This window comes from Gemella taiwanensis (genome assembly GCF_054054385.1).
Map to the genome: position 1 here is coordinate 149987 of NZ_JBSMTL010000001.1, position 25435 is coordinate 175421.

Annotated in this window: 40 protein-coding genes and 1 pseudogene; 37 read left to right on the top strand and 4 right to left on the bottom strand. The window is 30.8% G+C overall.

Going from position 1 to position 25435, the window contains the following annotated elements:
- The first annotated feature begins 130 nt into the window (after positions 1-130).
- The 37 genes and pseudogenes from ACWOA3_RS00675 to ACWOA3_RS00855 all read left to right on the top strand — a co-directional run bounded on the left by ACWOA3_RS00675 (position 131) and on the right by ACWOA3_RS00855 (position 22524).
- Positions 131-667, top strand: a complete 537-nt coding sequence (locus tag ACWOA3_RS00675) for a ClbS/DfsB family four-helix bundle protein (protein ID WP_456883785.1) — start codon at positions 131-133, stop codon at positions 665-667.
- Positions 668-802: 135 nt separating this feature from the next.
- A complete protein-coding gene (locus tag ACWOA3_RS00680) occupies positions 803-1567 on the top strand; it encodes a class I SAM-dependent methyltransferase (RefSeq protein WP_456883786.1) in 765 nt (254 codons plus the stop codon).
- A gap of 301 nt (positions 1568-1868) precedes the next feature.
- Positions 1869-2504, top strand: a complete 636-nt coding sequence (locus tag ACWOA3_RS00685; protein WP_442565942.1) for a TetR family transcriptional regulator — start codon at positions 1869-1871, stop codon at positions 2502-2504.
- A 279-nt stretch (positions 2505-2783) separates the two neighbouring features.
- Positions 2784-3524 carry an ABC transporter permease gene (locus ACWOA3_RS00690; RefSeq protein WP_003146594.1) on the top strand — a complete coding sequence of 247 codons (741 nt, stop codon included), beginning with the start codon at positions 2784-2786 and terminating at the stop codon, positions 3522-3524.
- 46 nt (positions 3525-3570) lie between these two features.
- Positions 3571-4413 carry an ATP-binding cassette domain-containing protein gene (locus ACWOA3_RS00695; protein WP_442565941.1) on the top strand — a complete coding sequence of 281 codons (843 nt, stop codon included), beginning with the start codon at positions 3571-3573 and terminating at the stop codon, positions 4411-4413.
- 21 nt (positions 4414-4434) lie between these two features.
- Positions 4435-6117 (top strand): ABC transporter ATP-binding protein, encoded by a 1683-nt coding sequence (locus ACWOA3_RS00700; RefSeq protein ID WP_003146592.1) that lies wholly within the window; start codon positions 4435-4437, stop codon positions 6115-6117.
- Between the two features lie 378 nt (positions 6118-6495).
- Positions 6496-6723: a hypothetical protein gene (locus ACWOA3_RS00705; protein ID WP_003146591.1), complete on the top strand. Its 228-nt coding sequence runs from the start codon at positions 6496-6498 to the stop codon at positions 6721-6723.
- Position 6724: 1 nt separating this feature from the next.
- Complete coding sequence (locus ACWOA3_RS00710; protein WP_003146590.1) at positions 6725-7279, top strand: hypothetical protein; 555 nt, start codon at positions 6725-6727, stop codon at positions 7277-7279.
- Between the two features lie 345 nt (positions 7280-7624).
- Positions 7625-7891 (top strand): disulfide bond formation protein, encoded by a 267-nt coding sequence (locus tag ACWOA3_RS00715; RefSeq protein ID WP_172497812.1) that lies wholly within the window; start codon positions 7625-7627, stop codon positions 7889-7891.
- Between the two features lie 262 nt (positions 7892-8153).
- The gene (locus tag ACWOA3_RS00720; protein WP_003146588.1) at positions 8154-8420 is read left to right on the top strand and encodes a hypothetical protein; all 267 of its coding nucleotides are present in this window, start codon (positions 8154-8156) and stop codon (positions 8418-8420) included.
- A gap of 209 nt (positions 8421-8629) precedes the next feature.
- Complete coding sequence (imm48, locus tag ACWOA3_RS00725) at positions 8630-9013, top strand: Imm48 family immunity protein (RefSeq protein WP_456883787.1); 384 nt, start codon at positions 8630-8632, stop codon at positions 9011-9013.
- 38 nt (positions 9014-9051) lie between these two features.
- Positions 9052-9504: an SMI1/KNR4 family protein gene (locus ACWOA3_RS00730; protein WP_269795481.1), complete on the top strand. Its 453-nt coding sequence runs from the start codon at positions 9052-9054 to the stop codon at positions 9502-9504.
- Between the two features lie 183 nt (positions 9505-9687).
- Positions 9688-10014, top strand: coding sequence for an Imm59 family immunity protein (locus tag ACWOA3_RS00735; RefSeq protein WP_003146585.1), 327 nt, complete (start codon positions 9688-9690; stop codon positions 10012-10014).
- A gap of 193 nt (positions 10015-10207) precedes the next feature.
- Positions 10208-10315, top strand: a pseudogene (locus tag ACWOA3_RS00740) (HNH endonuclease); the annotation flags it as partial.
- A 1-nt stretch (position 10316) separates the two neighbouring features.
- Positions 10317-10760 (top strand): SMI1/KNR4 family protein, encoded by a 444-nt coding sequence (locus ACWOA3_RS00745; protein WP_003146584.1) that lies wholly within the window; start codon positions 10317-10319, stop codon positions 10758-10760.
- 156 nt (positions 10761-10916) lie between these two features.
- A complete protein-coding gene (locus tag ACWOA3_RS00750; protein ID WP_254263189.1) occupies positions 10917-11273 on the top strand; it encodes a hypothetical protein in 357 nt (118 codons plus the stop codon).
- 204 nt (positions 11274-11477) lie between these two features.
- Complete coding sequence (locus ACWOA3_RS00755; RefSeq protein ID WP_294683248.1) at positions 11478-11855, top strand: immunity 22 family protein; 378 nt, start codon at positions 11478-11480, stop codon at positions 11853-11855.
- 38 nt (positions 11856-11893) lie between these two features.
- Positions 11894-12436, top strand: a complete 543-nt coding sequence (locus ACWOA3_RS00760) for an ankyrin repeat domain-containing protein (RefSeq protein ID WP_003146579.1) — start codon at positions 11894-11896, stop codon at positions 12434-12436.
- On the top strand, positions 12423-12758 hold the full coding sequence (locus ACWOA3_RS00765; protein WP_000868444.1) for a DUF2185 domain-containing protein: 336 nt from the start codon (positions 12423-12425) through the stop codon (positions 12756-12758). Before ACWOA3_RS00760 ends, ACWOA3_RS00765 begins: the two co-directional genes overlap by 14 nt.
- A 157-nt stretch (positions 12759-12915) precedes the next feature.
- A complete protein-coding gene (locus ACWOA3_RS00770) occupies positions 12916-13380 on the top strand; it encodes an SMI1/KNR4 family protein (RefSeq protein WP_294683251.1) in 465 nt (154 codons plus the stop codon).
- Between the two features lie 76 nt (positions 13381-13456).
- Positions 13457-13957, top strand: coding sequence for an SMI1/KNR4 family protein (locus ACWOA3_RS00775; RefSeq protein WP_003146576.1), 501 nt, complete (start codon positions 13457-13459; stop codon positions 13955-13957).
- A 245-nt stretch (positions 13958-14202) separates the two neighbouring features.
- Complete coding sequence (locus tag ACWOA3_RS00780) at positions 14203-14535, top strand: HNH/ENDO VII family nuclease (protein WP_196792836.1); 333 nt, start codon at positions 14203-14205, stop codon at positions 14533-14535.
- A gap of 21 nt (positions 14536-14556) precedes the next feature.
- The gene (locus ACWOA3_RS00785; protein WP_456883788.1) at positions 14557-15120 is read left to right on the top strand and encodes a suppressor of fused domain protein; all 564 of its coding nucleotides are present in this window, start codon (positions 14557-14559) and stop codon (positions 15118-15120) included.
- Between the two features lie 158 nt (positions 15121-15278).
- Positions 15279-15677, top strand: a complete 399-nt coding sequence (locus tag ACWOA3_RS00790) for a hypothetical protein (protein ID WP_003146570.1) — start codon at positions 15279-15281, stop codon at positions 15675-15677.
- Positions 15678-15726: 49 nt separating this feature from the next.
- The gene (locus ACWOA3_RS00795; RefSeq protein ID WP_442565933.1) at positions 15727-15876 is read left to right on the top strand and encodes a hypothetical protein; all 150 of its coding nucleotides are present in this window, start codon (positions 15727-15729) and stop codon (positions 15874-15876) included.
- A gap of 272 nt (positions 15877-16148) precedes the next feature.
- Positions 16149-16604, top strand: coding sequence for an SMI1/KNR4 family protein (locus ACWOA3_RS00800; RefSeq protein WP_003146567.1), 456 nt, complete (start codon positions 16149-16151; stop codon positions 16602-16604).
- 471 nt (positions 16605-17075) lie between these two features.
- A complete protein-coding gene (locus ACWOA3_RS00805; RefSeq protein WP_155801192.1) occupies positions 17076-17216 on the top strand; it encodes a hypothetical protein in 141 nt (46 codons plus the stop codon).
- 40 nt (positions 17217-17256) lie between these two features.
- A complete protein-coding gene (locus tag ACWOA3_RS00810) occupies positions 17257-17487 on the top strand; it encodes a hypothetical protein (protein WP_003146564.1) in 231 nt (76 codons plus the stop codon).
- Positions 17484-17873, top strand: a complete 390-nt coding sequence (locus ACWOA3_RS00815) for a hypothetical protein (RefSeq protein ID WP_442565931.1) — start codon at positions 17484-17486, stop codon at positions 17871-17873. Before ACWOA3_RS00810 ends, ACWOA3_RS00815 begins: the two co-directional genes overlap by 4 nt.
- A 56-nt stretch (positions 17874-17929) precedes the next feature.
- A complete protein-coding gene (locus ACWOA3_RS00820; RefSeq protein WP_003146561.1) occupies positions 17930-18394 on the top strand; it encodes a hypothetical protein in 465 nt (154 codons plus the stop codon).
- A 2-nt stretch (positions 18395-18396) separates the two neighbouring features.
- On the top strand, positions 18397-18861 hold the full coding sequence (locus ACWOA3_RS00825) for a hypothetical protein (protein ID WP_442565930.1): 465 nt from the start codon (positions 18397-18399) through the stop codon (positions 18859-18861).
- Positions 18843-19229, top strand: a complete 387-nt coding sequence (locus tag ACWOA3_RS00830; RefSeq protein ID WP_442565929.1) for a hypothetical protein — start codon at positions 18843-18845, stop codon at positions 19227-19229. Before ACWOA3_RS00825 ends, ACWOA3_RS00830 begins: the two co-directional genes overlap by 19 nt.
- Positions 19230-19241: 12 nt before the next feature.
- A complete protein-coding gene (locus tag ACWOA3_RS00835; protein ID WP_456883789.1) occupies positions 19242-19496 on the top strand; it encodes a hypothetical protein in 255 nt (84 codons plus the stop codon).
- Positions 19497-19539: 43 nt separating this feature from the next.
- Positions 19540-19842: an Imm59 family immunity protein gene (locus ACWOA3_RS00840; RefSeq protein ID WP_269208036.1), complete on the top strand. Its 303-nt coding sequence runs from the start codon at positions 19540-19542 to the stop codon at positions 19840-19842.
- 81 nt (positions 19843-19923) lie between these two features.
- Positions 19924-20208, top strand: a complete 285-nt coding sequence (locus ACWOA3_RS00845) for a hypothetical protein (protein WP_003146553.1) — start codon at positions 19924-19926, stop codon at positions 20206-20208.
- Between the two features lie 237 nt (positions 20209-20445).
- Positions 20446-20757, top strand: coding sequence for a hypothetical protein (locus ACWOA3_RS00850; protein WP_003146552.1), 312 nt, complete (start codon positions 20446-20448; stop codon positions 20755-20757).
- Positions 20758-20952: 195 nt separating this feature from the next.
- Positions 20953-22524, top strand: coding sequence for a YSIRK-type signal peptide-containing protein (locus tag ACWOA3_RS00855; RefSeq protein ID WP_456883790.1), 1572 nt, complete (start codon positions 20953-20955; stop codon positions 22522-22524).
- A 69-nt stretch (positions 22525-22593) separates the two neighbouring features.
- Here the strand turns inward: ACWOA3_RS00855 and ACWOA3_RS00860 are convergent, their stop codons facing one another.
- Genes ACWOA3_RS00860 through ACWOA3_RS00875 form a run of 4 tightly spaced genes read right to left on the bottom strand, consistent with a single transcriptional unit; the run spans position 22594 to position 25303 of the window.
- Positions 22594-22884: a DUF5960 family protein gene (locus ACWOA3_RS00860; RefSeq protein WP_048803475.1), complete on the bottom strand. Its 291-nt coding sequence runs from the start codon at positions 22882-22884 to the stop codon at positions 22594-22596.
- A complete protein-coding gene (locus ACWOA3_RS00865) occupies positions 22877-23176 on the bottom strand; it encodes a hypothetical protein (protein WP_456883791.1) in 300 nt (99 codons plus the stop codon). The genes ACWOA3_RS00860 and ACWOA3_RS00865 overlap by 8 nt, the downstream gene beginning before the upstream one ends.
- Positions 23177-23229: 53 nt before the next feature.
- Positions 23230-24642: a Y-family DNA polymerase gene (locus ACWOA3_RS00870; protein ID WP_456883792.1), complete on the bottom strand. Its 1413-nt coding sequence runs from the start codon at positions 24640-24642 to the stop codon at positions 23230-23232.
- Positions 24643-24646: 4 nt separating this feature from the next.
- The gene (locus ACWOA3_RS00875) at positions 24647-25303 is read right to left on the bottom strand and encodes a S24 family peptidase (RefSeq protein WP_456883793.1); all 657 of its coding nucleotides are present in this window, start codon (positions 25301-25303) and stop codon (positions 24647-24649) included.
- Positions 25304-25435 lie beyond the last annotated feature (132 nt).

Here is a 25435-nt window from a genome sequence, read left to right on the forward strand (position 1 = left end):
TATGGATGCAGGTAGGATGATTGGATATACTTTTCATATGGAGTGTGTGGCGTTACTTGTGAAAGGTGATTAATAGAAGAAAATTATAAAAGATAAATAATATAGTATTTTGTAAAGGGAGGGATTAATTGTGCCAAAACCAACGACAAAAAATGATTTAATGATAGTTGCCGAGGAAAGTTATGAAAAGTTAAACTTACATATTTCAAAGATGACGAGTGAAGAGTTAAATACACCTTTTGATTTTTCAAAAGATAAAAAGAAAAAAGAAGCTCATTGGAAAAGAGATAAAAACTTAAGAGATATCTTAATTCATCTATATGAATGGCATAAACTTGTTTTGAATTGGGTGCGTTTCAATCAAGAGGGAGAAGAGAAATCATTTATTCCTGAACCATATAACTGGAGAACTTACGGCGATATGAATGTAGAATTTTGGAAAAAGCATCAGAATACGTCTCTGGAAGATGCAACAAAAGCTTTACAAAAATCTCATAAAGATATTTTGAAACTAGCCGAAAACTTTACAAATGAAGAATTATTTTCAAAAAAAGTTTATAAATGGGTTGGCGGGAGTACATTGGGATCTTATTTTGTCAGTGCTACTTCTAGCCATTATGATTGGGCTATAAAAAAAATAAAGGCCCATCAAAAAAATTGCAAGTAAGCCATAAATGGAAAAATACAAGGAAGTAAAGATGAATTAACGTAAACTTCCTTTTAGAGGAGTACCGCAAATAAAAATATATTGAATACTTTTTAAAGATAGCTCACATTTGAAAAATTACGAGGAGATTATAAGATGAATAGTTATATAAAGTTAAATGAAGATAGATGGAATAATGTAAAAAATGACTATACTGAGCCGTTGACACATGAACAATTAGAAGAAGCTAGAAATAATCCGATTTCTGTTGCATTAACTGTTGGGAAAAAAGTTCCAAAAGAATGGTTTGAAAAAGCAAATGGAAAAAAGATATTAGGTTTAGCTTGTGGTGGTGGTCAGCAAGGCCCAGTTTTTGCTATAAAAGGTTATGATGTAACTATAATGGATTTTTCTAAATCACAATTGCAAAGAGATGAAATGGTTGCTAAAAGAGAAGGATTAAAAATCAACACAGTTCAAAGCGATATGACAAAACCATTTCCATTTGAAAATGAAACATTTGATATTATTTTTAATCCAGTTTCAAATGTATATGTAGAAGATTTAGAAAATATATATAAAGAAGCCTCTCGAGTATTGAAAAAGGGTGGATTGTTAATGGTCGGATTTATGAATCCTTGGATATATATGTATGATGCTGACATTGTATGGGACAAACCCGATGAAGAATTACTTTTAAAATTCTCAATACCTTTTAATTCGAAAGAGCTTGAAGAGGAAGGCAAGATAACTATAAATCCAGAATATGGATATGAATTTAGCCATACCTTAGAAACTCAGATCCGAGGACAACTTAAAAATGGTCTTGCTATGATAGATTTTTATGAGTCGTGTGACAAAAGACATAGACTATCACGTTATGGAAACGACTATATAGCTACACTTTGTATTAAGTTATAATATTATAAAAGTTACTTCACAAGAATAGCTCATTTTATTTTTCGTAAGGGTTAAAATCTAAATCTTAGTCTGTCTAACTCAAATAATCAAATAAAATGCTACAAGGAATTCATTAAACAGTAAATACATTGTGATGTACGAAAGAGGAGAGAGTATAAGATTACTTTGTATAATAACTTGAACTAATATTAAGAGTAAACTTTAAAAAACAAAGTAGGAGGAACAATAAGAAACTTGACATTATTAGTTTAGTGGATTATAATGAAATTACATACCATTGGTATGATAGGAAGGAGATATTATGGCGAGGAATAGAAATCCACATGAAACTAGAAAAAAAATACTAGAAGTTTCTAAAGATTTATTTTTAAAAAAGGGATTTGATAATACCTCAATACAAGATATAATAAATGGATTAGGTGGATTGACGAAAGGTGTTATTTATCATCATTTTGAATCGAAACAGGAGATATTACAATCAATTATTAGAGAAAATAATCAAGAAATTCTAAATTATAATTGGAGGGGAGATACTGGATTAGAAAAAATACAAAATTCTTTGATGGATGCTTTCTCTAATTTTGAACAACAAAGGCTTGTATATTCAGCTTCGATAAAGTTAAGAAGTCCACGTTTGTTAGGAGAACAGTATTTAAGTTTATTTTCTGATTTTTTACCAGAAATTAGAGAAAGAGTTTACGAAGGTGTTAAAGATGAATCAATTAAAACAGAATATCCAGAAGAACTGGCTGATTTGATTGTTTTAACTTTGAATATTTGGATTGGATTCCAAATTTCTGTTTATTCAGTAGAGGAACTGAAGAGAAAAATGAAATTCATTAAACTTTCTTTTGATGGACTAGGTGTAAACTTGATTTCTGATGAAATGATGGGGGTAATTTTCCAATTATTTGATCACTTAAAAGGTGTTAAATAGATAGACTTATTATATGCTTGTTAGTAATAACTTTTTATCGATTTAATCAGTTATTGTTCTATAAATATATTTTAAGTATTTGATATTTTAAAAATAACATACTTAGGTATGTTATTAAAAATCTTATTTACATACCGGTAGTATGTTTATATTTTTTTAAACTTATACATACTGGAGGTATGTATAATATTGTTATTTTATTAAAATGATTATTTTAAATATGTGTTAAGAACAGTTTAAATAATATGAAATATATTTACTTTTAGGAGGAAAAAATCTATGTTGTCGCTTATTAAGATTGAAATCAATAAGGTTTCTAAATCTAAATTATTGTTGGCTTGGTTTGTTACTATATTGATAGTATCAGGTGTTACAGGAATTATTATCATGGGGCTAGGTACGGATAATAAATTAGGAGAATTTGTAGGGCAGAGTTCTAATGATTTTAGAATTGCTGATAAATGGGGAAATTGGGCAATTGCAACATCATTGTTTTCATCTTTATTTACAAAAGCAGCATTTTTAATTTTTGAAGCATATTTATTGTCTACGATTTTTATTGATGAATTTAAACAAAGAACAATTTTTCAGTTGTTTTCTTATCCTATTTCTAAAATAAAATTACTATGGGGAAAAGTTATATCGGTAATTTTAATATCATTTATTGCTCATTTTACTGCACATGTAATTATTCAATTATTAATTAATTTAGTTGCGGTTTTAACTGAATCAAACTATATCCCAGTAGTTAATCAATTAATTAATTTAGTTGGAATTTCGTTTGGGACAGTACTAATTGGGGTATTACCTTTTGTTATAGGTATGATTAAGTATTCAACACCTATAACAATGCTTTCAGGACTTGGTTTAGCAGCATTACTAACTAATGCAACCCCAGGGAGTTTAACTAATAATTTTGTTGGCAACCCATTGTTCTTAATCTTTGCTAGTTTCATAAGTATAATTATTGCTTCAGTTTCAATTTATAATATTTCAAGAAAAGATATTAATATCAAATAGTTATAGATTAATTTAGTGGAATGAATTTTTTCAGGAATAAAATAAAATGACTAAAATAAGCAATTTTTTGATAATTACTTTAAAAGAAGATACTATACAAGTTGGTATTTATGCTCCTGAAGAAAAGAATCCTGGATTGGAAGTTGGATATAGAAAGAGAGGTATAGAAATGAGAAATGTTGTTGAAATTAAAGAACTTTTTAAAACTATTGATAAGGAAGAAATCTTGAGTGGTATTAACCTTCAAATTGCTGAAGGAGAAATATATGGTTTTTTAGGTCCCAATGGTGCCGGGAAAACAACTTTAATGAAATGTATGTTGACCTTATCAACTATTACATCTGGTAGTATTGAAATTTTCGGGAAAAGTTTACAAGAACACAGAGAGGAAATTCTAAGTCAGATTGGTAGTATTATTGAAACACCAATTTTTTATGAAAACTGTACTGCAAAAGAAGTCTTGAAAATTCATGCTCAGTATATGGAGAAAAATATTACTGAATTAGATATAATGAGTAGCTTAAGTATGGTAGGATTAAAAAATACGACTAAAAAAGTAAAAGAATTTTCGTTAGGTATGAGACAGAGACTTGGTTTAGCTAGAGCTTTTTTAACAAAACCTAGATTATTAATTTTAGATGAACCAATCAATGGTTTAGATCCAATAGGAATTCAAGAAATTCGAAATCTTTTGCTGTCGCTTTCTAAGGAACATGGAATTACAATATTAATCTCAAGTCATATCTTATCTGAAATTTCACAAATAGCAGATAAGATAGGTGTTATAAAAAATGGAGAAATGATTGAACAAATCTCTATGAAAGAAATTATGAGGGAGAATATTGACTTAGAAGAATATTTTATGTCGCATTTTATAAATAAAATTTAAGAATTAGGAGGTAGATTAAGAATGAAACAATTGATAAAGAAGCATAAAAAATTTTTTTATACTTTTATGATTTTTAATATGCTAGTTCCTTTAACTAATATTGCTTTTGCTTATTCTATTAAATGTATTATCGATAGTGGAATGTCCCAGAATAGAGAAGCTTTAACCCAAGCAATACTAGTGGGGGCTGCTGTTATTTTCATCTATGCTGGTCTTAATTTTATATCTCTTCGATTGAGAAATAAACTTGTTAGAAAAATTATGTCAAGATATAAAAACAAGGTGTTTCAATCAATTTTAGATAAGAATTATAGAGAATTTTCTAAGGGAAAATCAGGGAAATATATTTCTATATTGACTGAAAATATGAAGAAAATCGAGCAGGACTATTTATACCAGTATTTTAATATCTCAAAAAACTTTTCTTTGATGATTTTCTCATTAATAGCCATGTTTATAGGCAATTGGTTTTTAACTTTATTGGTTATCATTGCCAGCATTTTTCCAATGATAATTTCAGGAGTTATTGGGCAAAAAACAGCTTCTTTACAAAATAGTATTATTATTGCGGATCAAAAGTATTTAGCTAAGGTTAAAGATATTCTATCAGGCTTTCTGGTTATTAAAAGTTTTAACGTGAAAGAGGATGTTCGTCAAGACTACAGCCTTGAAAGTGAAAAATTGGATGAGATATATTTTATGAAAGGTAAATTTGATATTCTATCTAATATTATTTCTCAGCTTTCAGGGATGATTGTTTTTTTAGTAGCCTTTGGTGGAGGAATGTATCTCGTCTTCGATGGTCATACCACAATTGGAAGTGTAACAGCTATTGTTCAATTAGTCAATTTTGTAGTAATGCCACTAAATGAAATTGGTATGGGAATAAGTAAATTCCGTGAAGGACAGGCGACATTTGGTTCGTTTGAAATGAAGGATATAACCGAACTTCAAACTGGTAAAAGGAAAGAATATTTCAATGATGTTATTTCTTTTTCAAATATTGATTTTTCTTATCCTAATTCTGAAGAAAAAATTTTTAATAATTTATCTTTGAATATCAAAAAGGGTGAAAAAATTGCAATAGTAGGTATGTCAGGGAGTGGGAAATCAACTTTACTCAATTTATTACTGAATTTTTATGATGTGACAAGTGGGCATATTTCAATTGATAATCAAAATTTGCAAGATATTTCATCAGAGAGCCTATATAATTTAATGACTGTTGTTCAGCAAGATGTTTATATTTTTGATGATACCTTAAGTGCAAATATTACCCTTAATCAACCTTTCACAGAAGATGATATAAAGCAAGCTGTGCAGCAGTCTGGGTTAGAAAATTATATTTTAGAAAATGAATTAGGTCTACAAACTTTATGCGGAGAGAATGGATCAAATCTATCTGGTGGAGAAAAACAAAGACTTAGTATTGCACGTGCCTTAATTCGTAAAACCCCAATCTTATTATTGGATGAGGCTACCTCATCTTTGGATAATCAAGTTACTGCTGAAATTGAAAATTCAATCTTGAAAATTCGAGATTTGACAGCTCTTGTTGTCACACACAAGTTGAATGAAGCTATTTTGAAAAAATATGATAGAATTATTTTTATGAAAGATGGTATCATTGTAGAAGACGGTCCTTTTCGTGATTTGATCGATAGAAAAGGTGAATTTTATAAGTTGTTTGGGTTGAGTGTGTAACTTTAATAGTAAAAAATATAATATTATAAAATGTAAATCAAAATTAATGAGTCGATTATGAATTGCTTAATGTTTTAAGAGTATAGTTCATATATTTGAGAAATCTGTATGATTCTGTATATTCACTTATAATATTGATAATCTATATCAGTAAAATATATTTGTTGTTTTCTAATTCTTAATATATAATCTTTAAATAAGAAATATACATGTTTAGGAGAACAAGAATAAAGTTAGAAGATTTTACAGAACAGGAACAAGGATAGATAAAGAAAGGTCTTACTTTTTCAGTAATCAGTGATAAAGAGGTTGCAGAAAGAATATTTTCATTAGTTCCTGAAGAATTACTGAAGAAAATTCCATTTTTTGTAAGAAAACATGCTAATACTCGCACAGTTAAGAGAATTTTTATTGAGTATCCAGAAACTTTATGCTGTAGCTCAAAAAGAAGGTGAGTGGTCAGAAATGTCAGGCGATGAAGATGAAGGGAATAAGTTAAATATAACGGAAAAGTATATATCAAAAAGTTCATCATTAATTGTAGGAAAAAATATCGGCGATGCTTCTACAGGAATGATGAGTTGTTTGGGAAGAGTATTTGGGTGAAATGATGAAAGATAATTATGAAATTATTCCTGTAGGAATCTATCAAAAGCAATCTGTTTTTTATGATAAAAGCAGACAAAAATTACTACTCAGAATAGATAAAAAAGAAAGCAGCTATAGTCAATCTTTCTTAGTGATGATTATACTGTTTATGTTGCCAATAGTTAGATGGTTAAATCAATATCTATTTATAAATATTTTATTATTTAATATTTTAATACTGATATTTGGGACAATTGCAGTTTTTTCTGTTTCGCGAATCTATGTTAAAGAGCTGTATAGAGGGATAGAATTATCAGATTTATACCTGTCGAGAGAATCATATGGTATATTTCTTCATCAAGAAAAAAGAAATTCTAAGATTGCGATTATAACTATCATATCTTTATTTCTAATAGTTACAATTTCTGCTATTCTATATTTACTGACATCGATCTTTTTATTCTTATTTGTTTCCGTCGGTTTACTTTTTCCTTTTTGTTTATTCTTAAATACAAAAACGAAAGAACGATATATTATTTTAAATCAATTGATAAAGGAGTTAGAGAATGAGTAAGTACTTGACTATTGGAAGTGTTGTTCAATTGAGTAAAAGACATGTACGATTATAAAAAATAGTTCTCTTTGGCTACTATAAAAAGAATCCAGTTTATTACGATTTGAATGAAGGAAGTCTTAAAGTATCTCAGTAAAAAGAAATTCCTTACAAAATAAATGGTTGGGTTCTCAGTGTAGTATTAGTAGCTCTTCCTATCATGCAGAAGATTTCTTCATCATGGACTGTACTGAAAGGTGGTGCTGACCAAATATTATTACCGCAAGACTGGCTATTAGAATGGATTACGGACTTTAGAATAGTTCCTAATTGATGGATTATCAATAATTGAAGGAGAAAAGAGATATGACAAGTAGTTTAAAGCGAATTGCTGAAAAAATTGTTTTTATTATTGAAGAAGATTACCCCAAACAAAAAAGTGTTACAGGCTCAATTCAAAGTATTTATCAATTAGCAAATGAAATTGTAGAAAGTGGAGAAGTAGCAAAAAACATAAATTTTAAAAGTCTAGTTAGAATGTTTGCAGATGAGACAACGCATTATCAAAGTGAGATTATTTACTTACTTCAAGATTTAGATAAGGAATTGAAAAAAAATGAACATAAAAGATAGTTTACAACATTTTTCATTGAATCGAACAGAAGAGAATAGGTCGAATCTTCTTCCAGATATTGAGAAATGGACGCTGTTCGTCCCTATAAGATGGGTAAATAAGTAGATGTTCCGCATTCTCCATATTCAGGATGAAACAGAAAATTTTTATCTGCAGTAAGTAGTAAGGTGTGTATTTAAGCTGACCAAATATTATTACCACAGGGATGGTCGCAGGATTGGGTTGTGAATGTAAGGACTGTCCCTAATTAAGGAGTAGATTATGAGTATGAAATCAATAGAGATAGCCAATAAAATTTTAGAAATAATGGATAAACAGTATCCTTCAGAAATACAGGAAAAAGGAGCAATTAACACTCTTTATACCATTATTAGATCAATAAAGGAAACAGAAACTATCCCATCGAATGTTCATCTTAAGGAGCATGCACGTATGTTGATAGATGCAACTGCTAATTATAATTTAGAAATCATCTACCTACTTCAAGATTTAGATAAGGAATTAAAAAAGAATGAACGTCAAAGATAGTTTACAACATTTTTCATCAAATAGAACAGAAAAAAATAGGGAACAGCTTCTTTCAAATTTGGAGAAAAGTTCACTTTTTGTTCCAGTAAGATGGATTGATGAGCAGACGTTCCGCATTCTCCATATTCAGGATGGAACAGAAAATTTTTATCTGCAGTAAGTAGTAAGGTGTGTATTTAAAATGAAAATAATTTCAGAAGGAGAAATAAATGGAAAAGCAATATGTAAGCGAGTCATTAAGAATAGCAAATGATATTATCCAATTGGTTAAAATTGATCTAAAGGACGAAATGAATAGGCAAATTTTAGCTTCCTATATATTTGGTGTTTTAAATGCTAAAGCAATTCAAGAGTCCATTTCTCCAATCGATGTTCAAGTTACAATGATTCGTGTTGGAATAGAAGCGTTGGGCTATAGTCCAGAGGCAGCTACTCAAATGACGCAATTTGTTATCGATGCCACAGATAAGAATTTCCATCCAACTGTATATGCAATAATACATAGAGGAGTAGAGGCGTTTTATCTCTATAGTAATGAGAAATACGAGCAACTAAAAGAGGATTTTGATAATATAACGGCATCCATAAAATAAGGTAGATTTGCTTTAAGAAGAAAATAATGGAGGAAAGAATGTATTATTTTAAATCATTAGAGAGACCTATCTCAAATTCAGAACTATCAGAGATAGAAAAAAAAATAAATGTAATACTTCCAGAAGACTATAAGGAATTTCTATTAGAAGTTAATGTGGGTATTCCTAAAGAGCAGTACTTATCGTTTTTTATTGATGATTTAAATGAAAAAGTGATTTTGGGGACAATGTTAGGTATTTCAGAGAATAAAAACTTTAGTCTAACGGATTGGAACTCAGAATATCAAATTGAACTTCCATACGATTCATTTGTCTTTGGAACGGAATATGGAGGAGGGTTATTTGTTATGATTGTGAGTGGAGAGGATAGAGGAATTTATTTTTGGGACCACACATTTATATTTGACCAGTCGTCGGTAGATTCAAATGTATACTTTTTAGCAGATAATTTTACTAATTTTATAGAAAAGTTATATATTTCTGAACCATAGAAATACAAAAGAGGAATCCTATTTATGAGTGATAAATTCCTTGAATCAGCCAATGTGAGGTTTAAGTAATATTCAACAAGGAGAAATTGCAAAAGTCTTTGGAGCAGGTGGAGGAACTCAGATACAACTAGGGAATTCTTTGAAGTATTATGAAGATTTAGTTTTATTAAAAGAGGTGATAAAATGGATTCGGAACAAATTGAAAAATTCAAACAAGAAATAGAATGTATTATAAAAGAAAAAAATTATATATCTTTACGGTATGTTCTTTTCGATGAAACAAATAGAACACCATTTGCTGTACATATATTTTACAAAGATGATTTATTCATGGTGAATAGCAGAGATGAGAGGGGTTATAAAATTGGAAGAACATTTGAATTTGATAATTTTTCTGAGGCTGAAAAAAAATTCTTTAATGTATTGGACTTTATAGTACGTGAGGGTCGAAGGGAGATATCTAACAGAGGAAGCTATATGTATTCCTCACCTCTTTGGGATAAACCATAATGATAAATTTAGAAAAGCAACGCAGTGAAATTTGATTTGAATTTTATCGAGCACTCCCAGCAACAAGTATCGACTTCCTTTATGCGCAGTGAGGATTTTGTTCGGTATTATGAGCCGTATGTAAACACGGAGGAAGGCTACTGGGCTTTTATGTAGATATTACGGAGCTTCAGATTGAAAAAAACTATGAAGTAATACATGGCATCATCATGAGGACTTAAAGACATTACAAGAAGTGAATAAGAGCATTCGCGCAAAGTTTACCCATCGCGGAGGAGTTTCCCTAAAGAAAGGAAAATAAGATGATTTTAGAAGGTTTAAAAAAAATAAATGAGGAGCAAATTACTCGAGCTGAAAATACTTTAAATATCTCATTCCCCTTAGATTATAAGGATTTTATTCTATCGAATAATGGGATGTGCGCAGAAGGTGAGCTTGGTATAACACTTCCTTTGAATCAAGAAGTAATAGCCATAGATATTCTATATGGAATTGATACAGAAACCGAGAATTGCAACATTCTTGAATGGACTCAAGAATACAAAGAAGATTTACCTGAAAACACTCTTATTATTGGAGATGATGTACTGATGGGGTTCTTTATTTTAGTTTGTAAAGGAGAAGATAAAGGGGTGTACTATTATGATCATGCTTATAACTTAGAGGGTTCGGATGATGATGGAAATACTTATTTTATAGCTAACTCTTTTGAGGAGTTCATAAATCAATTGACTGTGATTGAATAATTGAAGTAATTTTTACAATCATATTTTTCTGAGTTATATTAAATTATACATATGAAATCAATGATGTTCATACCCCCGTGATTGTTGGCTTAAAGAATAGCTCAGAATTTCTAGGTTCTGAGTTTTCTAAGACAATCACGGATTTTCAGAATCTTGTTGGCAAAAACTCTGCGTGAGGTAATGCACTTTTCTAGTAAACATGCGGATGATGTAGTACGAGGAGTAGGTGGTTCTGGGAAAGTAGAGCGCTTCTATGATGATATAAAAAATATAACAACTAAGAATATTCTAACAGTTAAAAGTGGATATTTTGAAAAATTTTTCAATTCTCTAACGGTAGAAGAGTTAGACTTTATTTGGGAGAAAAAGGAACTACGTAAGAAAATTGAACGTCAATTAAGATATCCTGGTGGAATGCATGAGTGGCATTTAGTTTCAAGGACTCCGCAATTCAAGTATTGGGATATAACTTTCGAAAAAATAGCGAGTTACGTACTGCAATTTCAGATGTAAAGTTTATTAACACTGAAGGAGTCCATGGTGGTTTAGGTTCTACAAAAGCACATAATGAATTGCTGGAAATTATTGATTCATCGAAAGATTATGATATGTTTGTGAGAAGATGAAATATCTGGGCTAACTATCGTCTTGAGGGAGGAGTTCAAGTATTACCTAAGGGGCTAAGAATTCCATAGCTAATAGAAAGGATTTAATAAAATGGAAACAGACAATACGGTATCTATTTGGATAGGTAATTTCAAAAATTTAACTGAGTTAGAAAATTATATTGATCTAACTTATGATGATGAGGGAGAGATCGTTGTTTCTGATTTTTTCAACGATTTTAAGATAGACATTAATGATATAGATGAAGATTTAATTGAAAAAGCAGTTTTGCCAAATGAAACAAACGATATATCTATTATTTTGCGCACTGCTTCCTATGAGGAACAGTTGTTGTGTAAATTGAACGCATTAGAGAGTCTGACTATAAATAAAGGCAATGCAGTTGTACTAATCTATAACTATGCTTATGATGGCTCTGTAAAATCCTCAGATTATTTAAATTTCATTACAAGTGTAGATTATAGATAAAACAATAATTTAAAAGTATGAGTAAGGAGATGGGTGATATGGAATCAAAAGCAATATTTGAAGCTGCACAGGTAGGCGATTTTAAATTACTGAAAGATTTATATATCGGTAGTATAAATCAGGTAAATAAGGAACAATTGAATCTTTTATCGGTTGTCCTCACTAATAGTGATAAAATTGAAGACCGAATTAAGATAATTAACTTCTTGCTTGATAGAGGTATAGATATAAACTATCAGGATAGAGATGGTAGAACAGCACTACATAATTTTTTTCAATTTAAAGCAAATTGGAGACCGAATGTAGATTACGCAGTAAATGTAATAGCTAAGTTAATTGAAGCGGGTATAAATATTAATGCAATTGATAAATATGGATCAGTAGCACTAATTTATTCTTTAACTGTTTTAAAATTAACAACGCAAGATGCATATCCTATTTATGAATTATTGTTAAAACATAATGCAGATTATACTCTAAAAAATGATGCGGGTAAATCTGCGTTAGACTACGCTAAAGAGTTATCTTGGAGAAATGATTTTTTAAATATTTTGGAGAAGTATGAAAATGAAAGTAAGTGATAATTATGGAGGATTTGTTCTATCAAGGAATGTAAAAAATGGATTACCTATTGCGTATACTTACAGAGAAAAATCTCGACTGTTACAATTAAATGGATGGACTATTTATTCTAGTTCCGATGATGAGGAATACGTAAATAATCCCCAAAATTTTGAAATTGTATCAGCAAAAACCATGTTTTCTATTGCACCCGTGATGGAAGAAATTTTTGAAGCGAAGTATGGGACGAATTTAGCGTGGCTATACGAGGAGGGGGTTCATGTTGGTTTCTATGATTTAAATGAGGAAAAAGAGGTGAAAATATCTGAAATTTTAGATTAGTTATATATAGTAGTATTATCATGATTGATTTTTTATGAGGTGTATGTAGTTCTTGTATAGCGCTGCTAATATATATAGTGAATGTGGTATTCATTCTAAATATAAAAAGAAAGGAAAGAATTAGAAAGTGGAAGATATTAGAACGGTAATCCTCCCTTTGCCTAGTATTGAATTAGTTAAGGAAAAAGAGGAAGAATGGTGCATTGATTTACCGAGTTCCTTTAAGGAATTCATAATCAGATATAATGGGATAATTCCTAAAAAGAATCTTTTTAAAATCAGTGATGATAAAGAGTATGTTATAGAAAGATTCCTTTGTATTTTAGATGATTTTGAAGAGAATTCCCTAGGAATGTACGATATTGATGCTATATGGAGTCCAATACTAGAAATTTTAAGTGTGGATCTAGATTCTGTTGGTGTAGAACTATTACCAGTAGCAACAGTGTTCGGTGGTGATTTTATATGTTTAGATTATAGAGAAGGGCCCCAGAACCCTAAGGTATGTTATTGGAAGCGCGAGGATTCATACGAATGGCATCCTAGTGTAGAGTTTATTTCAGAAACATTTGAAGATTTTTTAGGAATGCTATATTCTGAAGATGATATTGCAAATAGCTAGTATTTGGTTACGGAATCATGCTTTAGGTCATTGGGCCGACGCTATAAGATAAATAGGAAGGATTTAATGTTTAATAATGGAATATAAAAATACGATAATAACACCATTACCTGACGAACAGTTACTGAATGAAGAAGAAAAGATATGGAGGGTTTCACTCCCAGCATCTGCTAAGGAATTTTTTAAACAATATAGTGGGTTGATTCCTAAGAAGAATATCTTTAGTGGAAAGTTACCTCAAGATCAGGAACGTATAATAGAACGTTTTTTATGTATTTTACATGATACTCAAAATCATACTTTGGGTATGTATGATATAGATGTAATTCTAACGCAATTAGATGAACGCTTACTGTATTCTGAAGATATTTTAGGAGTAGAATTACTACCTGTAGCGGCTTTATTTGGCGGAGACTTTGTTTGCTTAGATTATAGTCAGAGAAGGGAGAATCCTAGTGTGTGCATATGGCATCATGAATCTTCTTATGAACTTAATCCATCCACAACTTTTATCACGGATACATTTGAAGACTTTTTAGGAATGCTATATTCTAAAGATGATATTGCAAATAGCTAGTATTTGGTTACGGAATCATGCTTTTGAGTATATGTTAAGAGTAATGCACAAAATATAATGCAGGAGTCCTATTTATGGGTGATAAATTCCTTGAGTTATTTATTGAAAAAACTTTTTATAATGAGCTATTTAATAAATTGAAATCTTACATCTACCTTCATAGAGATGAAATAAAAGTTAGATTCTACACTTTATCTTTGATATCCTATAAAGCGTTAGATGATTTTACCGTCAAGGAGTGAAAGATACACTCCTGTTTAGAGAAAAAACTTTACAAGCGTCCATCAGGTTATAGGAAGAATGCAAAGGAAACTGTCTGGGATAAAACTAAGGATGAACAAGGTGTTGTCAAAGATCCTATTACTAAAAAGGTAATGGATATTGAGGAGCCTTGGGATATGGGACATAAACTGGGACATGGATTTAGAAAACACCAACAAAGTGCGGCTGATAGAAAAATAACTCGTAAACAATTTTTAGATGAATATAATAATCCCAATAGCTATAGACCAGAGCTACCAGAATCTAATAGAAGTCATATTGGTGAAGATAAGATGGATTTTTATTTTGGTTCATGATTTTGAAGAAAGGAACTTACTATGGAATATGATAAAAAAGAGATAGCTAGAAAGCTTTTAGATGATGTTGGCGGTACTCCAAGAGTATATGCATTTAAAGATGAATCTGGAAAAGAAATTGACATATTTTGTGGTGATGATTCTCCAATTGAACACGTATCTTCTTACTCAACTGTTGGGTTATCAGAGTACACTTTGAACAAAAAGATAGATGATAAATCTTTAAGAGCAGAAATTATTGGTTCAACAGATAGTAGGAATGATTTGTTTCCAAATATAATAAGTGACTGTGCTTTTAAAGTGATGGATGGATTATCTCCTTGTATACCAGGGACTGTATTTCTAAATGCAATAGATAATTATTATCTAGATTTTAATATGAACCACATGTTATTGACTATCCCATTTTTATGGGAGTTGCACGATTTGGAATTTGATCATGAATATGTAACTTGGTTGTTTGCAGTTCCGATTTCTGAGTCGGAGTACCATTTTTTTGTTGAGAATGGGTATCAAAAATTAGAAATGTTATTTGAAAAAAAACAAATAGATATTTATGATTTAAATCGTAGTCCTGTGGTTTAGATGATATTTTGAAAAAAAGGAGATAATTTGTACTTAGATGGTCGGTATAAAGATCATTTTGAGGTATTCAATAAAAGAGGTAAAGTAAAGGATGTTCTTAATCTTGATGGAACTTCTAATAGTAAAAAATTTAATTTAGCTTCTGGGAGGAGATTAAAATGATTAGTTCAGAGTTAAAAGATGTAATGAAACGATTGACTATTCTTAATGAGAATAATAAAGGTGTGCTACTTAGAGAAGAAAGCATCAGAGATATAGACAATACTATAAATATCTTTCTAAAAAAATATGAAGATCGTTTTTATGAAGGATTAAGATTGTTTAACAAGATAGACATTACTACAATTTCCTCTTCAGAGAATTTAGATTACACTATTGCTTTCTATAATTTATTAACTGGAATTAGGGGGATAATCGATTGTTTTGATGACTTTGATGATATTTTAGTTGAATTGAATAAAAACTTCATGTATCAAAGTGGCGAAATCACAAAAGAAGAATGGGAAAATTCAGGGGAAGTAGTCTTGGATGACGAAGAAAATGAATTTGGAGATTGAAGAATAGATATTGATTCCTCGCTTTTTATGTTCACTAGGAGGAAGGCTAATGGGATTTTATATAGATATTGCGGAGCTTCAGAAAGCCCAAGAAGCCTATATGAAGATGGTCGTAACTGCTCAGAGTCAGTTGGATACCGCACCACAAAAATGGATGGATAAAGGAGGGAAAGTTGAAATACTTGAAGATGGAACATGAGCATATACAAATTCTGAGGGTATCACAATAAAATATATTGAAGGATTTCCTGATTTTAAAAATGGTATTCCACCACAAGTAAAAAAAGAATTTGTAATAGAAAGTGGATTTGAGGAGAGATTAAAAGATTTTGCCAAGGCAGGAGATGCAGGTGTAGGTAATACTTGGCATCATCATCAAGATGGGAAAACGATATAAGCAGTTGATAGTGCTGTACACAGACAATTTGCCCATTGAGGTGGTATATCAATTATGAAAGGTAATAAATAAAAATGACAATAAAGCTTGATAAATTTGGATTTGCTAATAACGGGGAAATTTTAATGTTAGAAAATGAATTTGAAGTGGTTCTTCCGGAAGATTATAAGAGTTTTTTGTTGCAGGAAAACGGTGGTAGAAATACAGCTTATAGATATAAAAATTTAGTAAGAATTCCTCAAGTTAGTGAAGAAATTAATATTGATGTAATGTTTGGTGTTTCAACGAATGTAAAAAATGGAGATATTAAACAGTGGACAAGTGAATATCAAGATGATTTGTTCCCGAACTCAATCATTATTGGGGACACTATTCAGCATGGCTTCATAGTGTTCTGGCTGAGCAAGGATGATAATGCTGGAATTTATTATTATGATGATACCTATGAATTTGCATCGTCTACTGATGATATGAATACTTATTTTTTGGCAAATTCATTTAGTGAGTTTTTAAATATGGTAGAAAATTAGTGAATAATTATCTGCGTGATAGCTTTTTGTAGTATACTTTTAGGTTAGAAAATGCCCGAGTGAATAAAGTGTGACTTGCAAGGAACGGTAGATAACCTGTCCAGCCTTGTGGAGTTAGGAGTAGGAATTTACACTGCTCTGACGGATTCAGGTGCGGCTTAGCGTGGCCAGGATCCCAATGCCAGCTAAGCGGATAAGGCAGCTTATCGTGCTCAAGAGACAGGAAAAGCCCTTTAGGATAAAGTTATCCATATGGATGCCTATGATGCAGGAGATTAAGCGGCTGAGATGATTCAGATAGCCAAGAACAGTACTAAGGCAAGAATTCTCACAAATGTCGAAAAATGGGATTCAAAGGTTGACAATATCCTGTCTAAGATCAATAATGTCATTAGGAAATTTGGGGAGAAATTATTAGATACCCGAATCCCAGTCGGCATTCGTATAGAGGCAGTTGCCTTTGCGAGAGGTATGGGAACCATGCCTACCTTCAGCGTTGAGAGTAAGACTCTGCGTGATGTGATGCACTTCTCAAGTGAACACGCAGACGATTTAGTACAAGGAGTAGGTGGTTCTGGTAAGGACGGAGCGAGTCACACAAGTTGTCAATAATATGTCGAAGTTTTTTGAAACAGAATTTGGACAAAAGATTGTGGGAAGCCCTAGAAAGACTAAGAAGAAGTATGACGGGCAGATTGTTTATGAAGTGATGAAGAAGGTTGATAAAAATTTACGTAAAGGAGATTACCTGTGTTTGGATGGTTTACATATGGACCATTTTAAAGTTTTTGATAAACGTGGTAATTTGAAATCTGTACTTAATCTTGATGGTACTTTAAACACAGATAAGTTATTAAAAGCTAAAGGAAGGAAATTACATTGAAGGAAGAAATCTATAAACTTTATGAGGTGTGTAAACGATTCAATTCGAGGCTAGGATACTCGTTAGAAGAAAATAAGAAATTAAAAGATTTTAAAGAATTGATAGATGATAATCTATCTGATGACTTTCAAGAGCTTATGTCAGGTATTTCAGCATTCAAGGAAGAAATAATTGATCAAAGTATAGCTGATGAGCAATACAGTCAATTCTATTGCGAGTTATTGTCTTCGATGGCTAACTTTTCTTCTTACTTTGCAGATTTGCATGAAATAATTTTTGATCTAAACAAAAGACGCAGATTTAAAATGGGAGAAATTACCAAAGAGGAGTTAGTCAGTTCAGATGAAATAATTTTAGACGATGAGGACGATGAATCTGGAAATTAAAGAATAGATATTTATTATTTTTCTAAACGCATTAAAGATTTTGTCTGGCGGAGGATGTGACGCGAGGAGTAAGTGGTTCTGGTAGGATGGAGCGAGTCTATGATGATATTATTCCAACAGTTAAAAATGGTAAATTTAATGGGTGGTTTGATAATTTAGCTCCAGAAGAACTAGAGAAATTATGGGAAATCCCAAAATTACGTAAAAAAATCGAAGATAGAATAAGAAGACCAGGTGGCTACCATGAATGGAATCTTGTTTCTCGGACTCCTCAATTTAAAAAATGGGGAGTTTCCATGGATGATATCAAAGAAATGAGAAGTTTAATTGAAGATGTGCAGTTCATAAATCCTTGTGGAGTATATGGAGGACGGGGCTTTACAAAAGCTCATAATGAGATATTAAAAATTATTGATTTGTCATATGATTATGAGGAATTTGCACACAGATTAAATGAATGGGCAAGTCAAAGAATGAAAAATGGAATTTTAAATTTACTAGAAGGATTGAGAAGGTATTAAAAATGAAACAAAAAGTATCGTTATGGCTTGGTAATTTTGCCAGTCAAGAAGAATTTCAAGAATACTTCAAAATTTCATATAAAGAGGATGGTGCTACTAGATTTCAAAAATTTAAGCCAGATCCTAATTATCAAGAAGGAATTATTGGAGGTAAAGATGGCACAAGTTTTTGGTTGAGTAAAGACCATGCGGATGTTATTCAAGATGTCGCCAAAGGTGATAATCGCCTCTATGAAACCTTACTGGGCTTTGACGAAGGGTACTTAGGTGACAATCCACTTTATCGCTTGGATGTAGCACCGGAAGTTGTCTCTGAAAAAGGGATCTCAATCCCAAGTGGTAGGGAAGACGGTGCGAATGGTTGGTGGCGACCAGGGGGAAGAACCTATCCAGGAGACATGCCGGAGGGTGTCATGGACGGTATCAGTATAAAGGAAGGAGACGTCACATGGAACGCAGTAAATTAACATGGGAAGAAGTTATCAAGTTTGAGGAAATAAAAGGCTACGGTCAACAGATTTGGAGGCATAATGGCCAGTATTATCTTGTCGCAGATGAAGGAGGTATTGCGGAACAACGAGTGGTGTATGAATTGCCACTAGAGTTGTTTCAGTTGATTGAGAGTGGAGAAAAGAATTTAGTAGAGTTACATTTTAGGCTAAAAAATGATGCTTGGCCACCTAATATGTCACAAGAGGAAGCAAATAAGCTTTTTTGGCGAAAACACATTGAGGTTTTAAAAAATAATGCCGCAGCACAAAGGCATTTTACTCGTCAAGAGCTAGAAGAATTATTACCAGAAGGGTCAAAAATTCTAGCAAGTAGTGATAGTTAATATGGATTTGATATGGTAAACAGTAAATTAACTTGGGAAGATATTATCAAGTTTGAGGAAGTAGCAGGTTATGGTCAGCATATCTGGAAACACGGCGAACAATATTATCTTGTCGTGGATGAGGGAGGTATTGCGGAACAACGAGTGGTGTATGAATTGCCACTAGAGTTGTTTCAAAAGGTGAAATTGCAAAAGTTTTTGGAGCAGGTGGTGGAACGCAGATTAAACAAACATCTGTTAGCTGGTACGAAAAAATGGGACTATTAAAGGAGATAAAATAAATGGATAAATTGATGCATGAAAAAAAATAATTCAACAGAAAGTTGAAGAGTTGAATTATACTACGCTAAGAGTCTCCGTATTTAATGGCAGGAATAAAGGGAGAGAAGATTGGCAAACGCGAATAGAATATGATGAGGGGGAAAAAGTATACTTAGTTTATTCTTTAGGAGATAGGGCAAGTATTATAGGAAAGATTAGAACATTTAGAAATTTTGAAGAAGCAGAGCAATGCTTATTTGAGATATTGGATTTAACTGTAAAATATAACAGGTTGCAAGTTATGACTAACGAGGAACCAGAATATCCTTCTCCTTTGTGGGACAAACCATAATGATAAACTTAGAAAAGCAACGCAGTGAAATTTGATTTGAATTTTATCGAGCTCTCCCATCAACAAGTATCAACTTCCTTTATGCGTAGTGAGGATATCAAGATTATCATAAATACTGAGGCTGGACGTAAAGATAAGTTATCTGATATTGATATTTATAATATGATTAAGAATATTAATAATATAATTTGGATTTTGTCACCAGAGATAATAAAAGACAAAGATAAATATGATGAGGTATTGGATAAATTGTTCACTTTAATAATTAAACATGGATCGCATGATTTTAAGATGAATATGAAATATGAAGATACATTAATTGCATCTAATTATTTGAGAAAGATAAGAATTATATTGAAATATTAGATATGAATTGGGATTCTATTTCGGAGGGAATTTAAACTATTTTTTCAGAAATATAAAATAATAATATCATATTTTATATTCTTCAGAGTAACAATAATTGGACGTCTTAGTAAAATCTAATAATAGAATTTCTTTTTTTTAATATTGATAATCTCTATCAGTAAAATATATTTGTTGTTTTATAATTCTTAGTATATAATCTTTAAATGAGAAATATACAAATTTAGGAGAACAAGAATGAAGTTAGAAGATTTTACAGAGCAGGAACAAGAACAGATAAAGAAAGGTCTTACTTTTTCAGTAATTAGTGATAAAGAGACTGCAGAAAGAATACTTTCATTAGTTCCTGAAGAATTAATGAAGAAAATTCCATTTTTTGTAAGAAAACATGCTAATACTCGTACAGTTAAGAGAATTTCTATTGAGTATCCAGAACTTTATGCTGCAGCTCAAAAAGAAGGCGAGTGGCCAGAAAAAGAAAAAGAAGAACTACGTAAAGTTATTACAGATATTTTCCAAGAGAAAATGAATAAACATCAAATTAAATAATATAAAATATGGATATTATTATGTATCAGGATCAAAAAGAAAAGTAGAATATTTAACTTTTTGATTCTGGTATTTTTGTATTGTAAGTTATTAAAGCATGTTCGTACTTGCTCATTTTTCTGAGATATACTATAATAGAAAAGATAGATAAATAAGTAAATTGTGATTTTTAAGTAAGTTGATAAGGAGAAAATTATGTTTAGTACGAGAAAATATTCGATTAGAAAGGTTTCAGTAGGTATAGCAAGTGTACTTATAGGTATTACTGCAGCTTCTGTTGGAACAGCTTATGCACACGAAGAAACAAACAATGTTGTTGTAAGTGCAGAAGTTAATCGCGATGTTAATTTAGAACATGGAAACAAACCTGTTTTAGATGAACCTGAAAAAATAATTCCTAAACCTGAATTAAGCCCAAAACCTATAGAACCTACTGCAGCTACAGGGTGCGCAGATTGTAAACATGAAGAAAAAATTATAGAACATAATAGAGTAGATGTAACAGATAAACCTGTTTTAGGGAAATCTAAAATAGAAAAAATTTCTCTTGAAACAACTTCAAAATCTACAGAAACAGTGTTATCAAAACCAGTTTCAGATGAAGCAGTTCACAAAGAAGAAAAATTAATTAAATCTATTTTAGAAGATAAGATAGATTGGAATACTATTGATGAAAAAGAATTTGTAAATTATCTATTTGCTGGTATTAAAGTAGACAAAAATAAAGAACAGGAAATAAAAACTGTCTGGTTAGTTAAAGTTAAAGAATTATTAGCAGTTAATCCTAATAATGAAAATCTTAAAAAAGTGAAGTCTATTTTAGAAAATACTTTTAAGAATGAACCTTCAGTTGAAAAAGAAGGAAAAGTTACTGAGGAAAAAAAGGAAAACAAAGAAGTAACAAAAGAGACTGATAAGAAGGAAACTCCAAAAGAAAACAAAGTTTCTGAGAATAAAAAAGAAAAGAATGAATCAGTAAAAGAAGATAAAAAAGAAACTCCTAAAGAGCAAGCTCTTCCTGGAGACAAGAAAGAAGCTCCTAGTAAAGAAACTTCAAAAGTGATTCCAAGTAAACAAGAAGCAACTAATGATAAAAAACAAGAAACTCCAACAAATACTGCTAAGGTAGAAAACAATGTTTTATCAGCGAAACTTTCAGGACGTGATGTAGCTGTATTATTTGATAAAGATAAAATAAAAGCTGATAATGTTTTTGTAGGATCAATTAATGATGAAAATCTAAATAAAACTATTATCGAAAAATTAGGTAGTGAATATAAAGTTGTGGAAGTATTTGAAATTCATTTTGAAAAAGATGGGAAAAAGCTAGATAGTGATGCAGAACGTACAGTTAAAATGTCTGTTGTAAAAAATGATGATGCAGAACTAGAAGTATATCATATTGCGGAAAATAATGAATTAGAAAAAGTTGAAAGTAGTTTTAGTGAAGGATCTATACAATTTAAAATAAATCATTTTAGTAAATTTACTATTCTAGAGAGAATCAGAGTAGGTGCTAAGGATTTAGAAAGTCGTGTTCAAATAGTGACACCGGTAAAAGCTGAATATAAGCCTGAGAACAAAAAAGAAGAGTCTGATAATAGTAATAAAACGAATAGTAATAAAACTAATAGTGATACAAAAGAAAATAATACAAAAGAAAATGAACAACTACCGAAAACTGGTTTAGAAACAGGACAAACTGTCACTTTTGCGTTATTAGCTCTAGGGGCTGCAATAGCAATTAGAAGGAAACAAAATCAATAAAATCTAAGAAATTATCACACTTAGATATAGAAAATAAACTCGAATTAGGAGCTTATCCTAGTTTCGAGTTTATTTTTGGTTTATAAATTTATGTCCAGTATATTGAAAGATTCTCACCATCTTGTTTTCTAAAGGAGTTTGAACTTTAAAAAAGAAGTAGTGGTCTCTTTTATCTTTTGATTTATTAGCGGTTAATCTGAAAAAATTGCTATTGTTATTTATCATTAAACTTAAAATATCATCTGTTAAAAATGTTAGAGGAACATTTAATGCGGAATATTTATAGAAATCTTTTTCAAATTGATCATAGTTACTGCTAAAATAATCGAATTGGACTTCGTGTTGATTAAGTTTATTCATAGTCTAATTCCTCTGCTAGTGAAACTTTTAGAATATCATTAATTGAAACTTGTAATATGTTTTGTTTAGTAGAAAAATAAATAGTATCTTTGCCACAATCAATAACTTTTCCTAGATATGGTTCACGTTGATTGAGGGTATATAAATATGCTAGTCCTTTAAAGAAATATAGCTGATTTAGTAATAATCTTTTTTCATCTTTATCCATATTATTGGAAAAGTCTATGGTGTTACCTTGTGTATTGATTGCGGTAGTATGCTCTGAGATGAAAAATCCCATCCATTTTGCCATACCACGATCAGCATATTCTCTTGCGGATTTATAAGGGAGATAATTTCTGTTTATCATATTATTCCATCCATACCACCGGCATGTCCTCCTACTAATTTACTTCTTTCTTTAACACGTGAACCTTCCATTAACATACTTCCATTTTGTACAGAGAGAAATCCATATTTATCACGTATACTATCTAATGTTTTATCTATTTTTCTTTGTTTTTCAATAGCTTCAATATCATCGAATAGAGTGTATATTGTAAGATTATCATCTACTAAATTATCGTATCTAACTGCGATAGAACGCACAGCACCACCATCATATTTACTTCTAAAGAGTTCTAAAACATAATCGGTTAGTTGCTTTGTGCTTTGAGTAGGATTAATCTTTTTAGATGCGTTAATAGATTTTTTATTTTCAATTCTACTGTAACTAATATGAATATGTACGGATTTTGCGTTCTTCTTAATTCTTCTTAGTCTTATGGCGACTTGTTCAGCCATTTCAGATAAAACTAATTCTATTTGTGATTTTATTTTATAGTCTTTAGGAAGGACTTGGGAGTTACCTAAACCTTTTGATTTTGGCTTATAAGGTTTTGAGGGCTTACTTTCATCTATACCATTTGCGTGGAACCATAGCTGAACTCCGATAATTCCAAATTCTTTTTTTAGTATATCAGGATTAGCATTTGCTAAATCTTTAACAGAATCTATTTTTAATTTATTTAATCTTTTTTCTGTTCTTTTTCCTATACCCCAAAAATCAGTAAGAGTTGGTATACTCCACACTTTTGTTTCAACATCTTCGTATGACCAATTTGCTCGCATAGTAGGAGTTTTCTTAGCTTCATTATCTAAAGCAAGTTTTGCTAGAAGTGGATTAGAATTACTCATGCCCACAGTTGAATATACTCCTGTTTTTTTCCATATATCATGTTGGATTTTCGCACAAATTATGTCCAATTTTTCTTTTCTTGTTTTAGTAGAATCTTTTATGAAGTAATTAAGGGACTGAGTTAAATCGATAAAACCTTCATCAATCGAGTAGGGATGTATATCTTCGTTTGGAACATAATTTTTTAGTACGTTGAGTATTTGTATATTTTTCTCAATATATAGAGTCATTCTTGGGGGAACTATTAATGTTTTCTTAGCCCAAGATTCAATGTGTTTAATATATTCTGGAGTTATTTTAAGCCCTTGTCTTTTTGCATTATAAAACGAAAAACGTCGTGTATTGATATCAAAAGGTAGATCGTAACTTCTTCCAACATTATTTTTTCCGAAAACTTCTTTAAATATAGGAGAGCTGGCTAAGATTAGACCATTAGAATTATCACATCTACTCATTACACAAAGTGAGGTAGTTAGCGGATTAAGTCCACGTTCTACACATTCGACACTAGCGTAAAAAGATTTCATGTCTATAAATGCTATGTCAGAATGAGGTTCTAATGTGTAGTCAATTATTCCCATGGATTTACACCTCTGTTATTGGTTTAAACGAATCTGTGACTATTCCTACAATATGTACTTCTTCTATAGGAGCCATTATGTCTTTGTAACTATCGTTGATAGAAACTAAGCGAACAATATTGCCCTCCAAATAAACTTTTTTTATGTATGTTTCTTCATTGTAGACTACAGCGTAAACTAATCCGTCAAAATCATACCCAGTTTTCTTAATTAGGGCGACATCTCCGCTATGGTATTTAGGTTCCATAGAATCCCCATCAATCCATGAGGCTATATCATAGGGGATATCTTTATCAAAATAAACTGTATCAAAATCGTAGTTTTCATAGTAGAAATTTCCTAGTCCAGCTGATAATTTTGCGTGAACTTGATATTTATACAATTGAGAAATATATAGTTCGTTTGCTATAGTCAAAAGTTTCTTTTGATTTATATCGTTTAACTGTAGATATTTATTAACTATTTCGTATTCTGATTCAAAATAGTTAGTTTCTACATTGAAATAAAGAGCTAGTTCTTTTAAATTTTTTTTATTTGGAATATATTTACCTTTTTCCCAACTATTATAGGCAGCACGAGTAACACCAAGATATTCAGCTACTGCAGTTTGAGAAACTTTTCTTTTAGTACGCAAAGATTTTAATCTATTATTGCAAAACATAACTACCTCCATTTATAATATTTGTAAAGTTATAACTTTACAAATATTATAAATTAAAAAATAGAATTTGTCAAAGTATAAATAAAAAGAATTGGCTCAGAAATTTTTATTTCTGGCCAATTCTAGATAATT

Excerpts from the sequence above, each read along its gene's own strand:
- ACWOA3_RS00790 (WP_003146570.1), top strand. The coding sequence starts at position 15,279 with ATGATTAGTTCAGAGTTAAAAGATGTAATGAAACGATTGACTATTCTT.
- ACWOA3_RS00795 (WP_442565933.1), top strand. The coding sequence starts at position 15,727 with ATGGGATTTTATATAGATATTGCGGAGCTTCAGAAAGCCCAAGAAGCC.
- ACWOA3_RS00755 (WP_294683248.1), top strand. The coding sequence starts at position 11,478 with ATGGAAACAGACAATACGGTATCTATTTGGATAGGTAATTTCAAAAAT.
- ACWOA3_RS00850 (WP_003146552.1), top strand. The coding sequence starts at position 20,446 with ATGAAGTTAGAAGATTTTACAGAGCAGGAACAAGAACAGATAAAGAAA.
- ACWOA3_RS00800 (WP_003146567.1), top strand. The coding sequence starts at position 16,149 with ATGACAATAAAGCTTGATAAATTTGGATTTGCTAATAACGGGGAAATT.
- ACWOA3_RS00760 (WP_003146579.1), top strand. The coding sequence starts at position 11,894 with ATGGAATCAAAAGCAATATTTGAAGCTGCACAGGTAGGCGATTTTAAA.
- ACWOA3_RS00745 (WP_003146584.1), top strand. The coding sequence starts at position 10,317 with ATGATTTTAGAAGGTTTAAAAAAAATAAATGAGGAGCAAATTACTCGA.
- ACWOA3_RS00870 (WP_456883792.1), bottom strand. The coding sequence starts at position 24,642 with ATGGGAATAATTGACTACACATTAGAACCTCATTCTGACATAGCATTT.
- ACWOA3_RS00875 (WP_456883793.1), bottom strand. The coding sequence starts at position 25,303 with ATGTTTTGCAATAATAGATTAAAATCTTTGCGTACTAAAAGAAAAGTT.
- ACWOA3_RS00785 (WP_456883788.1), top strand. The coding sequence starts at position 14,557 with ATGGAATATGATAAAAAAGAGATAGCTAGAAAGCTTTTAGATGATGTT.
- ACWOA3_RS00765 (WP_000868444.1), top strand. The coding sequence starts at position 12,423 with ATGAAAGTAAGTGATAATTATGGAGGATTTGTTCTATCAAGGAATGTA.
- ACWOA3_RS00845 (WP_003146553.1), top strand. The coding sequence starts at position 19,924 with ATGCGTAGTGAGGATATCAAGATTATCATAAATACTGAGGCTGGACGT.
- imm48 (WP_456883787.1), top strand. The coding sequence starts at position 8,630 with ATGGAAAAGCAATATGTAAGCGAGTCATTAAGAATAGCAAATGATATT.
- ACWOA3_RS00680 (WP_456883786.1), top strand. The coding sequence starts at position 803 with ATGAATAGTTATATAAAGTTAAATGAAGATAGATGGAATAATGTAAAA.
- ACWOA3_RS00735 (WP_003146585.1), top strand. The coding sequence starts at position 9,688 with ATGGATTCGGAACAAATTGAAAAATTCAAACAAGAAATAGAATGTATT.
- ACWOA3_RS00805 (WP_155801192.1), top strand. The coding sequence starts at position 17,076 with ATGGGAACCATGCCTACCTTCAGCGTTGAGAGTAAGACTCTGCGTGAT.
- ACWOA3_RS00715 (WP_172497812.1), top strand. The coding sequence starts at position 7,625 with ATGACAAGTAGTTTAAAGCGAATTGCTGAAAAAATTGTTTTTATTATT.
- ACWOA3_RS00835 (WP_456883789.1), top strand. The coding sequence starts at position 19,242 with ATGGTAAACAGTAAATTAACTTGGGAAGATATTATCAAGTTTGAGGAA.
- ACWOA3_RS00865 (WP_456883791.1), bottom strand. The coding sequence starts at position 23,176 with ATGGCAAAATGGATGGGATTTTTCATCTCAGAGCATACTACCGCAATC.
- ACWOA3_RS00830 (WP_442565929.1), top strand. The coding sequence starts at position 18,843 with ATGGAACGCAGTAAATTAACATGGGAAGAAGTTATCAAGTTTGAGGAA.
- ACWOA3_RS00710 (WP_003146590.1), top strand. The coding sequence starts at position 6,725 with ATGATGAAAGATAATTATGAAATTATTCCTGTAGGAATCTATCAAAAG.
- ACWOA3_RS00825 (WP_442565930.1), top strand. The coding sequence starts at position 18,397 with ATGAAACAAAAAGTATCGTTATGGCTTGGTAATTTTGCCAGTCAAGAA.
- ACWOA3_RS00690 (WP_003146594.1), top strand. The coding sequence starts at position 2,784 with ATGTTGTCGCTTATTAAGATTGAAATCAATAAGGTTTCTAAATCTAAA.
- ACWOA3_RS00730 (WP_269795481.1), top strand. The coding sequence starts at position 9,052 with ATGTATTATTTTAAATCATTAGAGAGACCTATCTCAAATTCAGAACTA.
- ACWOA3_RS00695 (WP_442565941.1), top strand. The coding sequence starts at position 3,571 with ATGACTAAAATAAGCAATTTTTTGATAATTACTTTAAAAGAAGATACT.
- ACWOA3_RS00700 (WP_003146592.1), top strand. The coding sequence starts at position 4,435 with ATGAAACAATTGATAAAGAAGCATAAAAAATTTTTTTATACTTTTATG.
- ACWOA3_RS00775 (WP_003146576.1), top strand. The coding sequence starts at position 13,457 with ATGGAATATAAAAATACGATAATAACACCATTACCTGACGAACAGTTA.
- ACWOA3_RS00685 (WP_442565942.1), top strand. The coding sequence starts at position 1,869 with ATGGCGAGGAATAGAAATCCACATGAAACTAGAAAAAAAATACTAGAA.
- ACWOA3_RS00705 (WP_003146591.1), top strand. The coding sequence starts at position 6,496 with ATGCTAATACTCGCACAGTTAAGAGAATTTTTATTGAGTATCCAGAAA.
- ACWOA3_RS00855 (WP_456883790.1), top strand. The coding sequence starts at position 20,953 with ATGTTTAGTACGAGAAAATATTCGATTAGAAAGGTTTCAGTAGGTATA.
- ACWOA3_RS00860 (WP_048803475.1), bottom strand. The coding sequence starts at position 22,884 with ATGAATAAACTTAATCAACACGAAGTCCAATTCGATTATTTTAGCAGT.
- ACWOA3_RS00720 (WP_003146588.1), top strand. The coding sequence starts at position 8,154 with ATGAGTATGAAATCAATAGAGATAGCCAATAAAATTTTAGAAATAATG.